Annotated in this window: 14 protein-coding genes and 1 riboswitch; of the genes, 8 read left to right on the forward strand and 6 right to left on the reverse strand. The window is 60.2% G+C overall.

Annotated elements, in window-relative coordinates; translation table 11 throughout:
• The 6 genes from ACTF58_RS11265 to ACTF58_RS11290 form a co-directional block, all read right to left on the reverse strand.
• Positions 1-809: S1 RNA-binding domain-containing protein (locus tag ACTF58_RS11265; RefSeq protein WP_438992074.1), on the reverse strand; the 809-nt coding region annotated here is incomplete at its 3' end.
• A gap of 332 nt (positions 810-1,141) precedes the next feature.
• A complete protein-coding gene (locus ACTF58_RS11270) occupies positions 1,142-1,414 on the reverse strand; it encodes a hypothetical protein (RefSeq protein WP_438992075.1) in 273 nt (90 codons plus the stop codon).
• 101 nt (positions 1,415-1,515) lie between these two features.
• On the reverse strand, positions 1,516-2,514 hold the full coding sequence (locus ACTF58_RS11275) for an aldo/keto reductase (RefSeq protein WP_438992076.1): 999 nt from the start codon (positions 2,512-2,514) through the stop codon (positions 1,516-1,518).
• Positions 2,511-3,119, reverse strand: a complete 609-nt coding sequence (gene cmk, locus ACTF58_RS11280; protein ID WP_438992077.1) for a (d)CMP kinase — start codon at positions 3,117-3,119, stop codon at positions 2,511-2,513. The genes ACTF58_RS11275 and cmk overlap by 4 nt, the downstream gene beginning before the upstream one ends.
• 1 nt (position 3,120) lies before the next feature.
• The gene (aroA, locus tag ACTF58_RS11285; protein WP_438992078.1) at positions 3,121-4,467 is read right to left on the reverse strand and encodes a 3-phosphoshikimate 1-carboxyvinyltransferase; all 1,347 of its coding nucleotides are present in this window, start codon (positions 4,465-4,467) and stop codon (positions 3,121-3,123) included.
• A gap of 66 nt (positions 4,468-4,533) precedes the next feature.
• Complete coding sequence (locus tag ACTF58_RS11290; RefSeq protein WP_438992079.1) at positions 4,534-5,415, reverse strand: hypothetical protein; 882 nt, start codon at positions 5,413-5,415, stop codon at positions 4,534-4,536.
• A gap of 102 nt (positions 5,416-5,517) precedes the next feature.
• Here ACTF58_RS11290 and miaB point away from each other — a divergent pair, with 102 nt between their 5' ends.
• The 8 genes from miaB to metK all read left to right on the forward strand — a co-directional run bounded on the left by miaB (position 5,518) and on the right by metK (position 13,721).
• Positions 5,518-6,840 (forward strand): tRNA (N6-isopentenyl adenosine(37)-C2)-methylthiotransferase MiaB, encoded by a 1,323-nt coding sequence (gene miaB, locus ACTF58_RS11295; protein ID WP_438992080.1) that lies wholly within the window; start codon positions 5,518-5,520, stop codon positions 6,838-6,840.
• A gap of 295 nt (positions 6,841-7,135) precedes the next feature.
• Entirely contained in the window at positions 7,136-7,642 is a 507-nt protein-coding gene (locus ACTF58_RS11300; RefSeq protein WP_438992105.1) for an OmpA family protein, read from the forward strand.
• A gap of 13 nt (positions 7,643-7,655) precedes the next feature.
• Positions 7,656-8,003, forward strand: a complete 348-nt coding sequence (locus ACTF58_RS11305; RefSeq protein WP_438992081.1) for a hypothetical protein — start codon at positions 7,656-7,658, stop codon at positions 8,001-8,003.
• Between the two features lie 159 nt (positions 8,004-8,162).
• Positions 8,163-9,167 (forward strand): PhoH family protein, encoded by a 1,005-nt coding sequence (locus tag ACTF58_RS11310; RefSeq protein WP_438992106.1) that lies wholly within the window; start codon positions 8,163-8,165, stop codon positions 9,165-9,167.
• A 222-nt stretch (positions 9,168-9,389) separates the two neighbouring features.
• Entirely contained in the window at positions 9,390-9,893 is a 504-nt protein-coding gene (gene ybeY / locus ACTF58_RS11315) for an rRNA maturation RNase YbeY (RefSeq protein WP_438992082.1), read from the forward strand.
• A 46-nt stretch (positions 9,894-9,939) separates the two neighbouring features.
• A complete protein-coding gene (locus tag ACTF58_RS11320; protein ID WP_438992083.1) occupies positions 9,940-10,926 on the forward strand; it encodes a hemolysin family protein in 987 nt (328 codons plus the stop codon).
• Complete coding sequence (gene lnt / locus ACTF58_RS11325; RefSeq protein ID WP_438992084.1) at positions 10,910-12,439, forward strand: apolipoprotein N-acyltransferase; 1,530 nt, start codon at positions 10,910-10,912, stop codon at positions 12,437-12,439. Before ACTF58_RS11320 ends, lnt begins: the two co-directional genes overlap by 17 nt.
• Positions 12,440-12,484: 45 nt before the next feature.
• A riboswitch (SAM-SAH riboswitch) is annotated at positions 12,485-12,534 on the forward strand.
• Positions 12,535-12,539: 5 nt separating this feature from the next.
• Entirely contained in the window at positions 12,540-13,721 is a 1,182-nt protein-coding gene (gene metK, locus ACTF58_RS11330) for a methionine adenosyltransferase (RefSeq protein ID WP_438992085.1), read from the forward strand.
• The last annotated feature ends 50 nt before the right edge of the window (positions 13,722-13,771 follow it).

A 13,771-nucleotide genomic window follows, 5' to 3' on the forward strand; every position in this document is an offset into this window, starting at 1 on the left:
TCGTCTTGCAACTGCTTCATGCCGAGGCTGATGCGGTGCGTCTCTTTGTTGATCTTGATGACCTGAACCTTCACAGTTTCCCCGATTGTGAGGATTTCTGATGGGTGGTTCACACGGCGCCATGCCATGTCGGTCACGTGGAGAAGGCCGTCTACGCCGCCAAGGTCCACAAACGCACCGTATTCGGTGATGTTCTTGACCACACCGTCAACAGAATCGCCCTCAGCAAGATTGCCAATGACTTCTGCACGCTGTTCGGCACGTGATTCTTCCAGAATGGCACGACGTGACACAACGATGTTGCCACGGCGACGGTCCATTTTAAGGATCTGGAACGGCTGCTTGAGGCCCATGAGCGGGCCAGCGTCGCGCACGGGGCGCACATCAACTTGTGAGCCGGGCAGGAAGGCCACGGCGCCGCCGAGGTCAACTGTGAAGCCGCCTTTGACGCGGCCAAAGATCGCGCCATCAACGCGCTCTTCGTCAGCATATGCTTTTTCCAGACGGTCCCATGCTTCTTCACGGCGCGCCATCTCACGTGAGATAACCGCTTCGCCGCGCGAGTTTTCAGCCGAGCGCAGGAAGACTTCCACTTCATCGCCAACAGCGATTTCAGGAGCTTCGCCCGGGTTTGCGAATTCTTTCAGATCAACGCGGCCTTCCATTTTGTAGCCGACGTCGATGATGGCTTGGCCCGCTTCAATCGCGATAACCTTGCCTTTGACAACAGAGCCCTCTTCGGGCGTGTCCATTTCGAAGCTTTCATTCAATAGCGCTTCGAAGTCTTCCATAGATACTGTGCTAGCCATGTGGCGTTTCATTCCTTTTAAGTGTTTCTGGCCGTGCGGTTGTCTCCGCCGGTCTTCGGGTTTCTATTGGTCAGACAGAGCTGGCCGCTTTCAAAACAAAGAGGGCCGGAGGTGTCCGACCCTGCTCATTCTGTCCTGCGGTAGCCCCGCCTTATTCGACAGTCGCGCGTATATAACGCTCCCGCCCCAAAGGCAAGCCCCAGCCCTTCTTTTGCTCTGCAAACGACAGGCTTCCGACTGGCTTCCTCTTTCTCAAAATATCCCGAGGGGGAGGTTTCAAAAGCCTACGCTTTTGAAACCCGGGGGAGCAGCGCTCCCCCGCCTTGGTCGGATTAACGCTTTGTAAGACACAGAAATAAATACTCTGTCCCCTGATATTCGGGCAGGTTGCGCGAGGAGACACGCTCGGCAAATTTCTTGCTGCCCCGCTGACAGATGCTATCGGCCTTGGCCAAAAGCTCTTCGTCCGAATAGCTGGCAAAAAGCGGCTGGATGATATTCACACTGTCGCCGTTGTAGGCCGAAACGATCGGATCCTGTTTCGGAACGTCGCCGCAGGCGGCCAGCCCCATCAGTGCACCCAAGCACAACACCAAAATTCTCATAATATCCTCACTGACAACATTGACATAAGGATAGGCCAATGGCCTTAACAAATCATTAACAGCAGTCCGCCTAATCTGCACATCAGGCCGTCAATCTGCCCTTAACTATAGCGCTCAGGCCCAACCCACTGCGCCTCTGAGTATCGGTCGCCATGGGCCCAGCCCACAGGCAAGATCGCCTCGATCCGCGCCAGATCTTCAGGCGTCAGCCTGACGTCCCGCCCCTGCAAACAATCGCTCAAATGCGAAACAGACCGCGTGCCCGGGATCGGGATCACATGATCCCCCTGCGCCAGAAGCCAGGCGTTGGCCAGCCCCGCCGCACTCAGCCCCATCTCGCGCGCCAAAGCCTGAAACGCCTCAACCGCGCTCACATTCGCCTCGTAATTCGGGCTCATAAACCGTGGATTGCCCCGCAAGAAATCAAGCCCCTGAACCGTCTCAAAACTCAGCGGCGCATCGGTCAGAAGCGAGCGCCCGACAGGGCTAAACGCCACAAGCGCTGTGCCCAGTTCCGCGCAGGCTTGCACAAGGCCCAATTCGGGGCTGCGCGTGCTCAAAGAATACTCCGATTGCACCGCGCTCACAGGCGCCACTTTCGCCGCGCGGCGCAGGCTGCTCGGCGCGATTTCGGAATAGCCAAAGCCGAGCGCCTTGCCCGTTTTCACAATCGCCGCGAGGCTCTCGGTCACCTCTTCAATCGGCACATTCGGATCGCGGCGATGGACATAAAACAGCCCCACATGATCAACCCCCATGCGTTGAAGTGATTTATCAAGTTCTTCCTCCAAGTGCTTGCGATCATTTCTAAAAATACGATTGCCACTTTCGTCACGCGCAATCGACGCCTTGGTCGCAATCACAAACTCCCTCTTGGCCTCGGAATGGGCCGCAAAGTAGCTCCCGATCACCTCTTCAGAGCGCCCCATACCGTAGATGTTGGAGGTGTCGAGATGGGTCAGCCCAACATCACGACAGTGATCAAGGATGGCGTGGCTTTCCGCCTCGCTCGTTGCGCCGTAAAAGTCCGAAAAAGACATCGCCCCATAGCCGATGGCGCTGATCTCTGGGCCGTGTTTGCCAAGCTTGCGTGGTGTCATTTTCGGGCCGCCTCCACGGCTGCAATCGCCGCCGCCACAGCGGCCTCGATACTCATGTTTGAGGTGTCAATCAAAACAGCATCCGCCGCCGCAACCATCGGCGCTTCACTGCGGCCCGCGTCGCGGGCGTCGCGCTCTTTCACATCGGCCAAAACGGTGTCAAAGCTTTCCTCAGAACCGCGTCCCAATAGCTCCGCGTGGCGTCGCGCTGCGCGCACCTCGGCACTGGCGGTCACAAAGAGCTTCGCCTCGGCTTCAGGGCAAATCACCGTGCCAATGTCGCGCCCGTCCAAAACGGCCCCGCCAGCCCGCCGCGCAAACGCGCGCTGAAAGTCAACCAAAGCGGCGCGCACCTCCCCAATCACAGCCACACGGCTCGCCGCCTGCGCCACGTCCGCGGTGCGCAGGTCATCCGCGTTCAAGTCTTCCGCCACAAGCGCCCGCGCCGCCTCAATCGGGTCAACCCCAAGCAAAACTTTCGCTCCGACAGCCCGATACAAAAGCCCCGTATCCAGATGCGCAAACCCGAAATGCGCCGCGACAGCCTTGGAAATAGTGCCCTTCCCCGCCGCCGCCGGCCCGTCTATGGCAATCGCAAAGCTCATGTCACACCCGCTCGATCACGGCGCCAAGCCCGCCCATCAGGCTCTCAAAGATCGGGAATGACGTGGCAATCGGCCCGCCATCATCCACCTGCATAGGCCTCTCGCTCGCCATCCCGAGGATCAGGAAAGACATCGCAATCCGATGATCAAGACGGCTCTCAACCGTTGCGCCGCCCGTCACATTGCCATGCCCACGGCCCTCAACAGCCCACCAGTCCTCGCCTTCGTCGACGGTAATACCCGCCGCGCGCAGCCCTTGGGCCATCGCGTCGATCCTGTCGCTTTCCTTCACCCGAAGCTCTTTCACACCGCGCATCTCGGTGCGCCCCTCGGCAAAGGCAGCCACAACAGAGAGCACAGGATATTCGTCAATCATGCTCGCCGCCCGCGCAGGCGGAACCTCTATCCCCTTGAGGTTGGGCGAAAATTTGGCCCGCAAGTCGGCCACAGGCTCGCCGCCCTCCTCGCGCAGATTCTCATAGGTGAGGTCCGCGCCCATCTCTTGCAATGTGGTAAACAGCCCCGCCCGCGTCGGGTTCAGGCCAATATTGGGCACAAGCACATCCGAGCCTTCGGTGATGATCGCCGCACAAACGGGGAAAGCGGCAGAGCTTGGGTCGCGCGGCACAGTGATGTCTTGCGCCTTCAGTTCAGGCTGCCCTTGAAGGCGTATAATGCGGCCCTCGGCTGTCTCTTCCGTCTCGATTGTCGCGCCAAAGCCCGCGAGCATCCGCTCGGTGTGGTCGCGCGTCGCTTCCCGCTCGATCACTTGGCTCTCGCCGCGCGCATTGAGCGCCGCCAGCAGAACAGCCGATTTCACCTGCGCACTCGGCACAGGCACAGTGTAGCGCACAGGTGCCGCATCAGCCGCGCCCACAATCGTCATTGGTAAGCGCCCGCCGCGCCGCCCGTAGGCCCGCGCGCCAAACAAGGCCAGCGGGTCCGTGACCCGCGCCATCGGGCGCGAATTGAGCGAGGCATCGCCCGTGAAGGTCGCTGTTATATCCGTGGTCGCCATCGCGCCCATAATCAGGCGCACGCCCGTGCCCGAGTTGCCACAATCAATCACGTTTTCAGGCTCTGCAAAGCCGCCCACACCCACGCCATAAACCCGCCAGTTGCCGCTCCCGAGGTCTTCCACCTCCGCGCCAAACGCGGTCATAGCGCGCCCCGTGTCGAGCACATCTTGGCCCTCCAGAAGCCCTGTGATGCGGGTCTCCCCCACAGACATAGCCCCCAAGATCAGCGAGCGATGCGAGATCGACTTATCGCCCGGCACATGGGCCTCGCCTGTCAGGCCTGTGCATTTGCGTGAAAGCATTGGAAGTGCCGCGCCGTGTGATGACATATCAATCCCCGAGAAATTTCTCAGGGGTTTTAGCCGAGCCGCCGAAGGAGGTCTACGCCTAACCGCTCAAAACCACTGCCCCGGTTCCATCAAGCCCAAGTCAAGCAGCTGGCGCGAGTGCCACTCAAACGGCACCGAGTTGTGCCACTTGAAGCTGTGAATATCAAAGGTCGAGCCGGGGTTGCGCTTGAGCGCCTTGGCGGTGCGAAACGAGCAAATCGACGCCGTGAGGTTGTTGTGCCACGGGCAGGCAAAGGTGTTGTATTCCTCGTCGTTAAACGTGTGATCCTCCCGCAGGCGCAGCCCTGCCTTGGCCCGAAACAGGCCAATGCGGTCAATCTTGCGCCGCGGCACAGGGATATGCTCCTCATAGCGCCAGCGCAGCCCGCCAAAAAAGTCGAGCTGTCGCTCTTTGGGGTGATTGTGGTTGGCCGCATCGGGCCGCGCGAGGGCGTAATACCCCGAGCGGTCCATATAAGCGCTGTCCAGCGACACCGCGCTTGGATAAGCCTCCAGATCTCCGGCATAAAGATCCACCACATAGGTGAGCATCGCATCCCGCCGCTCTTCGGTGTGAAACGCAAGCATCTCCCCCACAACCCGCGTTTCGCAAAACGGATAAAACAGATACTCCGCATTGAAACAATAATAGAGCCACTGCCCCTGCGCCGCCTCGATCACGGCATTCACAGCCGTGCTGAGCGCCGCATCCCAGCGCATATCATACTGGACCCGCACAACCGTATCCGCCAGATCGGCCGCCAGCGGGAATTCTTTCGGCATAAAACCGATCACACGGCGAAACCCGAGCTGTTGATGATGGCGCAAGGTGGTGTCCAGTTCGGCCTCATCCTCCGCAAAGACCAGCGCAACCGGCCCTTTGCTCAAAAAGCCTGCCCCCTCTTTGATAAAGCTCTCAAGACCGGAAAAACTAATCTGCATACTCATAAACCCGTTTTTGGGGCAGAATCGGTTAATTCATCGTGCATTGCAAGTGGGCAGCATTTTCGCTACCTAGCGGCCAAATTCGCGCACGCAGGATACACGCCCATGACACCCCCCAAAAAGCTCTTCATCAAGACCTATGGTTGCCAGATGAATGTCTATGACAGCGAACGCATGGCCGAAGCCCTCAAAGGCTATGAGCAAACAAATACGCCGGACGACGCGGATATGATCCTGCTCAACACCTGTCACATCCGTGAAAAAGCCGCCGAGAAAGTCTATTCCGAACTGGGCCGTTACAAGCCCCTCAAAGACGCCCGCCCCGATCTCAAGATCGGTGTCGCAGGCTGCGTTGCTCAGGCCGAAGGCGAAGAAATCATCCGTCGCCAGCCGATGGTTGATCTGGTGGTCGGCCCGCAAAGCTATCACCGCCTGCCAGAGCTTGAGGCCCTCACACAAGAGGGCAAAAAAGCCCTCGATACAGACTTCCCGCTGGACGACAAATTCGAACATCTCGCCGCCCGCCCCAAGGCCGCGCGCGGCCCCACGGCCTTTCTCACAGTGCAGGAGGGCTGCGACAAGTTCTGCGCCTTCTGCGTTGTGCCCTATACACGCGGCGCCGAAGTCTCCCGCCCTGTTGATCGTATCCTCACAGAGGCCCGCGACCTTGTGGAGCGGGGCGTGCGCGAAATCACGCTTCTGGGCCAGAACGTCAACGCCTATCACGGCTTTGGCACCGACGGCTCCGAGGCGACTCTCGCCCAGCTCATCTGGAAGCTTGATAAAATTGACGGGCTGGAGCGCATCCGCTTCACCACAAGCCACCCCAACGACATGACAGACGAGTTGATCGAGGCCCATGGCACCTGCGACAAACTGATGCCCTATCTGCACCTTCCCGTGCAGTCAGGCTCTGACAAGATCCTCAAACGCATGAACCGCTCCCACACACGCGACAGCTATCTCAAGCTGATCGAGCGCATCCGCGAGGCCCGCCCCGATATCCTGATTTCGGGCGATTTTATCGTCGGCTTCCCCGAAGAAACCGATCAGGACCACGCCGACACGCTCGACATTATCCGCGAAGTGAACTTCGGTCAGGGCTTTTCGTTCAAATATTCGCCCCGCCCCGGAACGCCCGCCGCCGAGCGCCCCGAAGTCGAGGCCGCCGTGGCCGACGCCCGCCTGCAAGAGCTGCAAGCGCTGATCGCGCATCAGCAAAAAGCCATTCAGGATACAATGCTTGGCCGCGAGCTTGACGTGCTCTTTGAGAAGCCGGGCAAGTTTGAAGGCCAGATGATGGGCAAGACAGGCTATCTGCACGCCGTTCACGTCAAGAACTGTGATCTGCCCCGTGGCGCAATCGCCCGCGTCAGAATCATCGAAAGCGTGCGCAATTCTCTGGCGGGCGAACTGGTCGTCGCCTGATTCTGGCAAAATACCAATACTCTGTCTAAAATTGGTTCGGCTCAGGGGGCACATTTGGGGAAAACACCTGAAAATTGCCTCCGAACGCCTTCATACCACAAGATATTGTAATTTCTGCGCTTCACAAGTTTAACATTCTTGATAGACTGTCCTCATAAAGAGTCGTCAGCGCCCTTGGCTGCCAAACCAAACTTAAGGGCCTGATTGGGGTTTAACAATTTAAGGGACACCGGCTGTGGCTAATTTGATTTCCAAATCAGTAACAAGCCTTGCTGCCTTCGCTCTGGGCGCCGTGATGACAGTCACAGCGGCAGACGCACAGCAAGGAACGCGCACCGTAACGGGCGAAAGATATGCACCAACAATTTGGGTTGATCCGGACGGGTGCGAACATTGGGTCATGGATGACGGTTTTGAGGGCTATATGTCTCCCCATACCACACGTCAGGGGATCCCCGTGTGCCACCGTGGCAATGTTTGCGGCGTCATGAACTCAGACCAGTTCTTCGCAACAAACTCACATCGCATCAGCGCCTCGGGTGCTGCGCGGCTGCAAGAGTTCTTCCGCAGCGCAAAAGCAACTTCGTTCATCATTGCCGGCCACACCGACAGCCGCGCCTCTGATGAATATAACATGAAGCTCAGCTACAACCGCGCCAATGCGGTCGCCGCTGTGGCCAAATCGACAGGCGCACGGATCGCCGATGTCCGCGGATACGGCGAGCGTATGCCTGTCGCCTCCAACAAGACAGCCGGCGGCATGAGCAAAAATCGCCGTGTCGAAATCATCTGTGTGCGTTAAGGGGAGCTGGATTATGCTTAAATTGAAAATCGCAGCGCTCCTTTCAAGTGCGCTTCTCGTCTCAGCCTGTGCCGAGGGCGCAGTTGCTATCCTCTCCGGCGAAGGCGGCCAGGGCCGCGTCGCCAACGACAAAACATTCGACTACGGCCAAGGCGCCGAAGAAGAACATCTTTCAAACCTCGTCGCCGGTATCTGGGTGGATCCAAACGGCTGTGACCACTGGATCATCGACGACGGCATCGAAGGCTATCTTTCCCAACGCCTTGACCCCTACGGCAAGCCCGTCTGCTCCGGCATCGCGCCGCCCAACACGGCCATCGGCCCCTACAAAGGCGATCAAACAATCAATGATCCGCTCTAAGAGCGCGCCTCTCAAGCCAAAAGATGCTCAGGCCATGGTGCAAACGCACCGTGGCCTGTTGTATTTGGGGGGCAGCTTTGTCAAGCTCCCCCAAACACCCGAAAGCACATTCAGGAGACTGGCTTGACCGCGACAACACTCCCCCCCGCAGGCACGGATATTCCCCCCAAAGAGCAAGACACCCTTGGCGAAGTCCTGCTCGACTTCCCGGACAACCGCTTGCTCATAGAACTCTGCGGCGAATTTGATCGCAACCTTGCCGACATCGAGCAAAAAAGCGGCGTTCAAATCCTGCGCCGCGGCAATCACCTCGCCGTCATCGGCGACGCTTTTGCCACAGAGGCCGCCGCCCGCGTCCTCACCACGCTCTATGAACGCCTCGAGGAAGGCCGCCCTGTCGAGCCTGCCGACATCGACCGCGAATATCGCATGGGAACAAGCCCCGATGAGGCCCGCGCCGCCGCCGCCCCCGCAGACCAGCTCGAAATGTTCAAATCAGGCCGCGTCGAAATCCGCACCCGCAAAAAAACCGTCGAGCCGCGCACTGATGCCCAAAAGGCCTATGTCCAGAACCTGTTCAAAAGCGAACTCGGCTTTGGCATTGGCCCCGCAGGCACGGGCAAAACATACCTCGCGGTGGCGGTCGGCGTGAATATGATGATCGAAGGCCATGTCGATCGTATCATCCTGTCGCGCCCCGCTGTGGAGGCGGGCGAAAAGCTCGGCTACTTGCCCGGTGACATGAAAGACAAAGTCGATCCCTATATGCAGCCGCTCTATGATGCGCTCAACGACTTCCTGCCCGCCAAACAGCTCGCCAAGCTGATCGAGGACAAACGCATCGAAATCGCACCCTTGGCCTTCATGCGCGGCCGCACGCTCTCCAATGCTTTTGTGGTGCTCGACGAGGCCCAAAACGCCACCGCCATGCAAATGAAGATGTTCCTCACCCGCCTCGGCGAAGGCTCCCGCATGGTCATCACAGGCGATCGCTCCCAAGTCGATCTGCCCGCCCATATCACCTCGGGCCTCACAGAGGCCGAACGCCTCCTCAAGCGCATCCCGAACATCAGCTTCAACTACTTCACAGCCGATGATGTGGTCCGCCACCCCCTCGTCGCCGCCATCATCAAAGCCTATGACGCCGACGCGCCGCTGGGCTGAAGATGAGCCCCATCACAAATCCCCAAGCCCCCTTTCTTTTTGCTTCAAATATCTCAGGGGGTCTGGGGGACGGGTCCCCCAGCTGATCGGATTTGCAAAGCAAATTCGATCTCCCAGACGGCCCGCCGATCATACCTATTTACTTTAATCAGGTATGAGTCCCCCCAGCCCCGTCACGCAATTGTTCTTTATCCCGCCCGCACAAACAGCTAGTCAGCGCGTATGCTCATTGATCTGCTCATAGAAGACCCCCGCTGGCGCGACGCCAGCCTGCCCGCTCTGTCAGAGGCCGCCGCCAGCGCCACGTTGGCCCATCTCGGCCTTGCGCCTGCCGCCTATGAAATCGCCCTGCTCGCCTGTGATGACAGCCGCATCGCCGCCCTCAACACCGCGTTCCGCGCCAAGCCCGCGCCCACCAATGTGCTCAGCTGGCCCGATCAGGACCTCGCCGCCGAAGACGACGGCGCCGCGCCCTCCCCCCCCGGGGCCGACCCGCACGCGTCCGACGGTGCGCTCTTTCTGGGCGATATCGCCATCAGCTATGACACCTGCGCCCGCGAAGCCGCCGAACACGCCAAGCCCTTAAGCGACCACATCACCCACCTCATCGCCCACGCCACCCTTCATTTATTGGGCTATGATCACATCCGTGACCAAGATGCCACGTTGATGGAAGGTCTTGAGGTAGAAATACTTGGCAAAATGGGCATTGCTAACCCATATTGATCACAGTATCGCGAAAGCACCCCTTCAAGAAAGACACACAGACACAATGGGCGACAACCAAGACGGATCTTCTAGCGCAGCGCCAAGCGCGCAGCCTGCCCCCGAGGCCGATCCACACCCGGGACCTAAATCAGGGTTCTTCTCCCGCATCATCCGTGCTCTCAGCCCCGCTGATGCCAACGCACCGGTGCCCCCCTCGCGTCAGAGCAATACCCCGAGCATTGCCCATGGCGTGCTCAACCTGCGCCGCATGGCGGTCGAGGATGTGATGGTCCCTGCCGCCGATATCGTTGCGGTTTCTACCAGCATTTCCAAAGACGAGCTTGTGACCGTATTCCGCGAAAGCGGCCTCACGCGCCTGCCCGTCTATGAAGACACGCTCGACAGCCCAATCGGCATGGCCCATCTCAAGGATTTCGCGCTTCAGCACGGCTTCAACGGCTCTGCCGCCAAGGGCCGCTTTTCGCTCAAGGCGCTGGTGCGCCCGCTGATGTTTGTGCCACCCTCGATGCCGATCGGGGTTTTGCTCGCCAAGATGCAGGCCGAACGCAAGCATATGGCGCTGGTGATTGACGAATACGGCGGCGTTGACGGCCTCGTGACCATTGAAGACCTGATCGAACAAGTCGTCGGCGAAATCGAAGACGAACACGACGCCGAAGAAGACGTCTATTTCACCCAAGACAAAAAAGGCGGCTACCTCGCCCTCGCCAAAACGCCGCTTGATGAGTTCGAACACGAAATCGGCCTGCCCCTGACCGAGGTTGACGAGGTCGATGGCGAAGAGGTCGAGACCCTCGGAGGCCTTGTCTTCATGCTCACAGGCCGCGTGCCCGTGCGCGGCGAAGTGGTCAAACACCCCGAAGGCTTTGAGTTTGAGGTCGTCGATGCCGACCCGCGCCGCATCAAGCGCTTGCGCGTGCGCCTCCCCGATCACGTGGCCCGCGCCGCAGCAGCGGCAGCGGCCCCCAAAACAGCCACATCAGCCCCGCCCCCCACCACCGAAAAAAGCGGCAATGCGGCGGCCACTTGATCCGCTGCCTTGGCTCTCTGAGCAGCCCGTTGCGCGCCAAATGCTTCTGGCGGCGCTTGCCGGCCTGATCACGAGCCTTGGCCTTGCGCCTTTTGGCCTCTGGCCTCTTGCGCTTGTGGCGCTGGCCTGCGTCTTTCTAATAACGCGCGCCGCCCAAAGCCGCCGCGCCGCCGCGCAGATCGGCTGGGCCGCAGGCACAGGCTACTTTGCCCTCGCCCTCATCTGGATTGTCGAACCCTTCCTGATCGAGCCTTGGGTCAATGGTTGGATGGCTCCCTTCGCGCTGTTCTTTATGTCTGCTGGCCTCGCGCTCTTCTGGGGCGCGGCCGCAGGCTTTGCCCATGGCCGTGGCCGCCTCGCCTTTGTCGGCGCGCTCGCCTTAGCCGAACTGGCCCGCGCCTCGCTGCTCACAGGCTTTCCATGGGCCATGCTCGGCTACATCTGGTCTGAAAGCCCAATGGCGCTCTATGCGGCCTATATTGGCCCCCACGGCCTCACGCTTCTGGCGCTCGGGACAGCCGTTTCGCTTGCCACCCGCCCCGCGCGACTGCCACGCGCAGGCAATCTGCCCTTTCTGGCTGTGCTCGCAGCGCTTGCCGCCGCGCCACTCTTGCAAAAAGACACAAGCGCGCCCACGGGTGCAGCGGTTGTGCGCCTCATTCAGCCCAACGCCGCCCAACACGAAAAATGGGATCCCGCCCTCGCCCGCTTCTTCTTTGAACGCCAGCTCGCCTACACCCGCGCCGCAACCGATACAGGCCAGCGCCCCGATCTGATCGTCTGGCCCGAGACAGCCGTGCCTTGGGTTCTGGAAAACGCCGAACAGGCGCTGGAGCGGATATCAGAGGCCGCAGGCGATGTGCCCGTGGTCCTCGGGATCCAGCGCGTCGATGGCTGGCGCTATTACAATTCCCTGATCGTCCTTGGCGAAACAGGCCGCGTCGAAACACTCTATGACAAACATCACCTCGTCCCCTTTGGCGAATATATGCCCCTCGGCGACAGCCTCGCAGCCCTTGGCATCACAAGCTTCGCCGCACAGGCAGGCAACGGCTACTCCGCAGGCTCTGGCCCCAAGCTTCTCACGCTTGGGAGCCTCGGCCAGTTCGCGCCGCTGATCTGCTATGAAGCCATCTTCCCGGCCTATTCCGCCGCCCTCAATGAAGGCGCAACCCACCTTCTCCAGATCACCAATGACGCATGGTTCGGCCAAATCTCGGGCCCCCAGCAGCACCTCTCCCAAACCCGTATGCGCGCCATAGAGCAAGGCCTCCCGCTGATCCGTGCTGCCAATACAGGCATTTCTGCCGTGATCGACGCCCAAGGCCGCCTCCTCGCCTCGATCCCCTTGGGCCAGGAAGGCTTCATCGACGTGCCCCTGCCAGAGCGCCTGCCGCGCACGCTCTATGGCACAACTGGCGACTGGCCCGCGCTCGCGCTCGCGCTCCTTCTCGTCGCGGTCGCGTGGCAACGCCCCCGCGCCAAGCGCCGCAGCCACGCCAAATCAGATTGACAATTCGCCCCCGACAGGCGAGCTAGGCTCAGACCACAAAATAAATCACCGCCCCAACGGCTTCCTGACGGGGCGGATCATAAAACACTGGAGCACTTTCATGACACGCAATGCCTATACCTTCACCTCGGAGTCCGTCTCCGAAGGTCACCCCGATAAAGTCTGCGACCGCATCTCTGATGCCATCCTCGACGCCTTCCTCGCCCAAGAGCCGGAAGCCCGCGTCGCCTGCGAAACCTTCGCCACAACAAACCGCGTCGTCATCGGCGGCGAAGTCGGCCTCGCCGATCAAGCCAAACTTGCCGAATATATGGGCAAAGTGGATGCGATCACCCGCGCCTGCATCAAAGACATCGGCTATGAGCAAGACAAGTTCCACTGGAACACCTGCGAAATCACCAATCTCCTGCACGAGCAATCCGCCCATATCGCCCAAGGCGTCGATGCCTCGGCCGACAAAGACGAAGGCGCAGGCGACCAAGGCATCATGTTCGGCTATGCCTGCACCGAAACAGAGGCGCTTATGCCCGCGCCGATCCAGTTTTCCCACGCGATCCTGCGCCGCCTCGCCGAGGTGCGCAAAAACGGCAGTGAGCCAACCCTCGGCCCAGACGCCAAAAGCCAGATTTCAGTCACCTACCGCGACGGCAAACCCGTCGGTGTCAGCTCGATCGTGCTCTCCACCCAGCACCTTGACGAGAGCATGACATCCCAAGACGTGCGCGCCGTGGTCGAGCCTTATATCCTTGAGGTGCTGCCCGAGGGTTGGGTGCTGCCCGAAACCGAATGGCACGTGAACCCGACTGGCAAATTCGTCATCGGCGGCCCCGATGGGGATGCTGGCCTCACAGGCCGCAAGATCATTGTTGATACCTACGGCGGCGCCGCCCCCCACGGCGGCGGGGCCTTCTCGGGCAAAGACCCGACAAAGGTTGACCGCTCCGCCGCCTACGCCGCGCGCTATCTGGCCAAAAACGTGGTCGCCTCGGGCATGGCCAGCCGCTGCACCCTTCAGCTCAGCTACGCCATCGGGGTGAGCAAACCCCTGTCAATCTATGTTGACACCCACGGCACAGGCCAGGTCGAAGACGCCGCCATCGAGCGCGCCGTCGCCCAATGCATGGACCTGACGCCGCGCGGCATCCGCCAGCATTTGTCGCTCAACAAACCGATCTATGAGCGCACCGCTGCCTACGGCCACTTCGGCCGCGCCCCCGAAGCCGACGGCGGCTTCTCTTGGGAGCGCACCGATCTCGCCGCAGCCCTCAAAGCGGCGGTCTGAAGCGGCGCAAAACGCGAAAGGCGCGGGGCATCACCACCCCGCGCCTTTTT

The sequence above is a fragment of the Lentibacter sp. genome (genome assembly GCF_965657785.1).
Lineage (GTDB): Bacteria > Pseudomonadota > Alphaproteobacteria > Rhodobacterales > Rhodobacteraceae > Lentibacter.

Bases quoted from the DNA above. Each gene is read 5' to 3' on its own strand.
- ACTF58_RS11270 (WP_438992075.1), bottom strand. From the start codon at position 1,414: ATGAGAATTTTGGTGTTGTGCTTGGGTGCACTGATGGGGCTGGCCGCC.
- ACTF58_RS11275 (WP_438992076.1), bottom strand. From the start codon at position 2,514: ATGACACCACGCAAGCTTGGCAAACACGGCCCAGAGATCAGCGCCATC.
- cmk (WP_438992077.1), bottom strand. From the start codon at position 3,119: ATGAGCTTTGCGATTGCCATAGACGGGCCGGCGGCGGCGGGGAAGGGC.
- aroA (WP_438992078.1), bottom strand. From the start codon at position 4,467: ATGTCATCACACGGCGCGGCACTTCCAATGCTTTCACGCAAATGCACA.
- ACTF58_RS11290 (WP_438992079.1), bottom strand. From the start codon at position 5,415: ATGAGTATGCAGATTAGTTTTTCCGGTCTTGAGAGCTTTATCAAAGAG.
- miaB (WP_438992080.1), top strand. From the start codon at position 5,518: ATGACACCCCCCAAAAAGCTCTTCATCAAGACCTATGGTTGCCAGATG.
- ACTF58_RS11300 (WP_438992105.1), top strand. From the start codon at position 7,136: ATGACAGTCACAGCGGCAGACGCACAGCAAGGAACGCGCACCGTAACG.
- ACTF58_RS11305 (WP_438992081.1), top strand. From the start codon at position 7,656: ATGCTTAAATTGAAAATCGCAGCGCTCCTTTCAAGTGCGCTTCTCGTC.
- ybeY (WP_438992082.1), top strand. From the start codon at position 9,390: ATGCTCATTGATCTGCTCATAGAAGACCCCCGCTGGCGCGACGCCAGC.
- ACTF58_RS11320 (WP_438992083.1), top strand. From the start codon at position 9,940: ATGGGCGACAACCAAGACGGATCTTCTAGCGCAGCGCCAAGCGCGCAG.
- lnt (WP_438992084.1), top strand. From the start codon at position 10,910: ATGCGGCGGCCACTTGATCCGCTGCCTTGGCTCTCTGAGCAGCCCGTT.
- metK (WP_438992085.1), top strand. From the start codon at position 12,540: ATGACACGCAATGCCTATACCTTCACCTCGGAGTCCGTCTCCGAAGGT.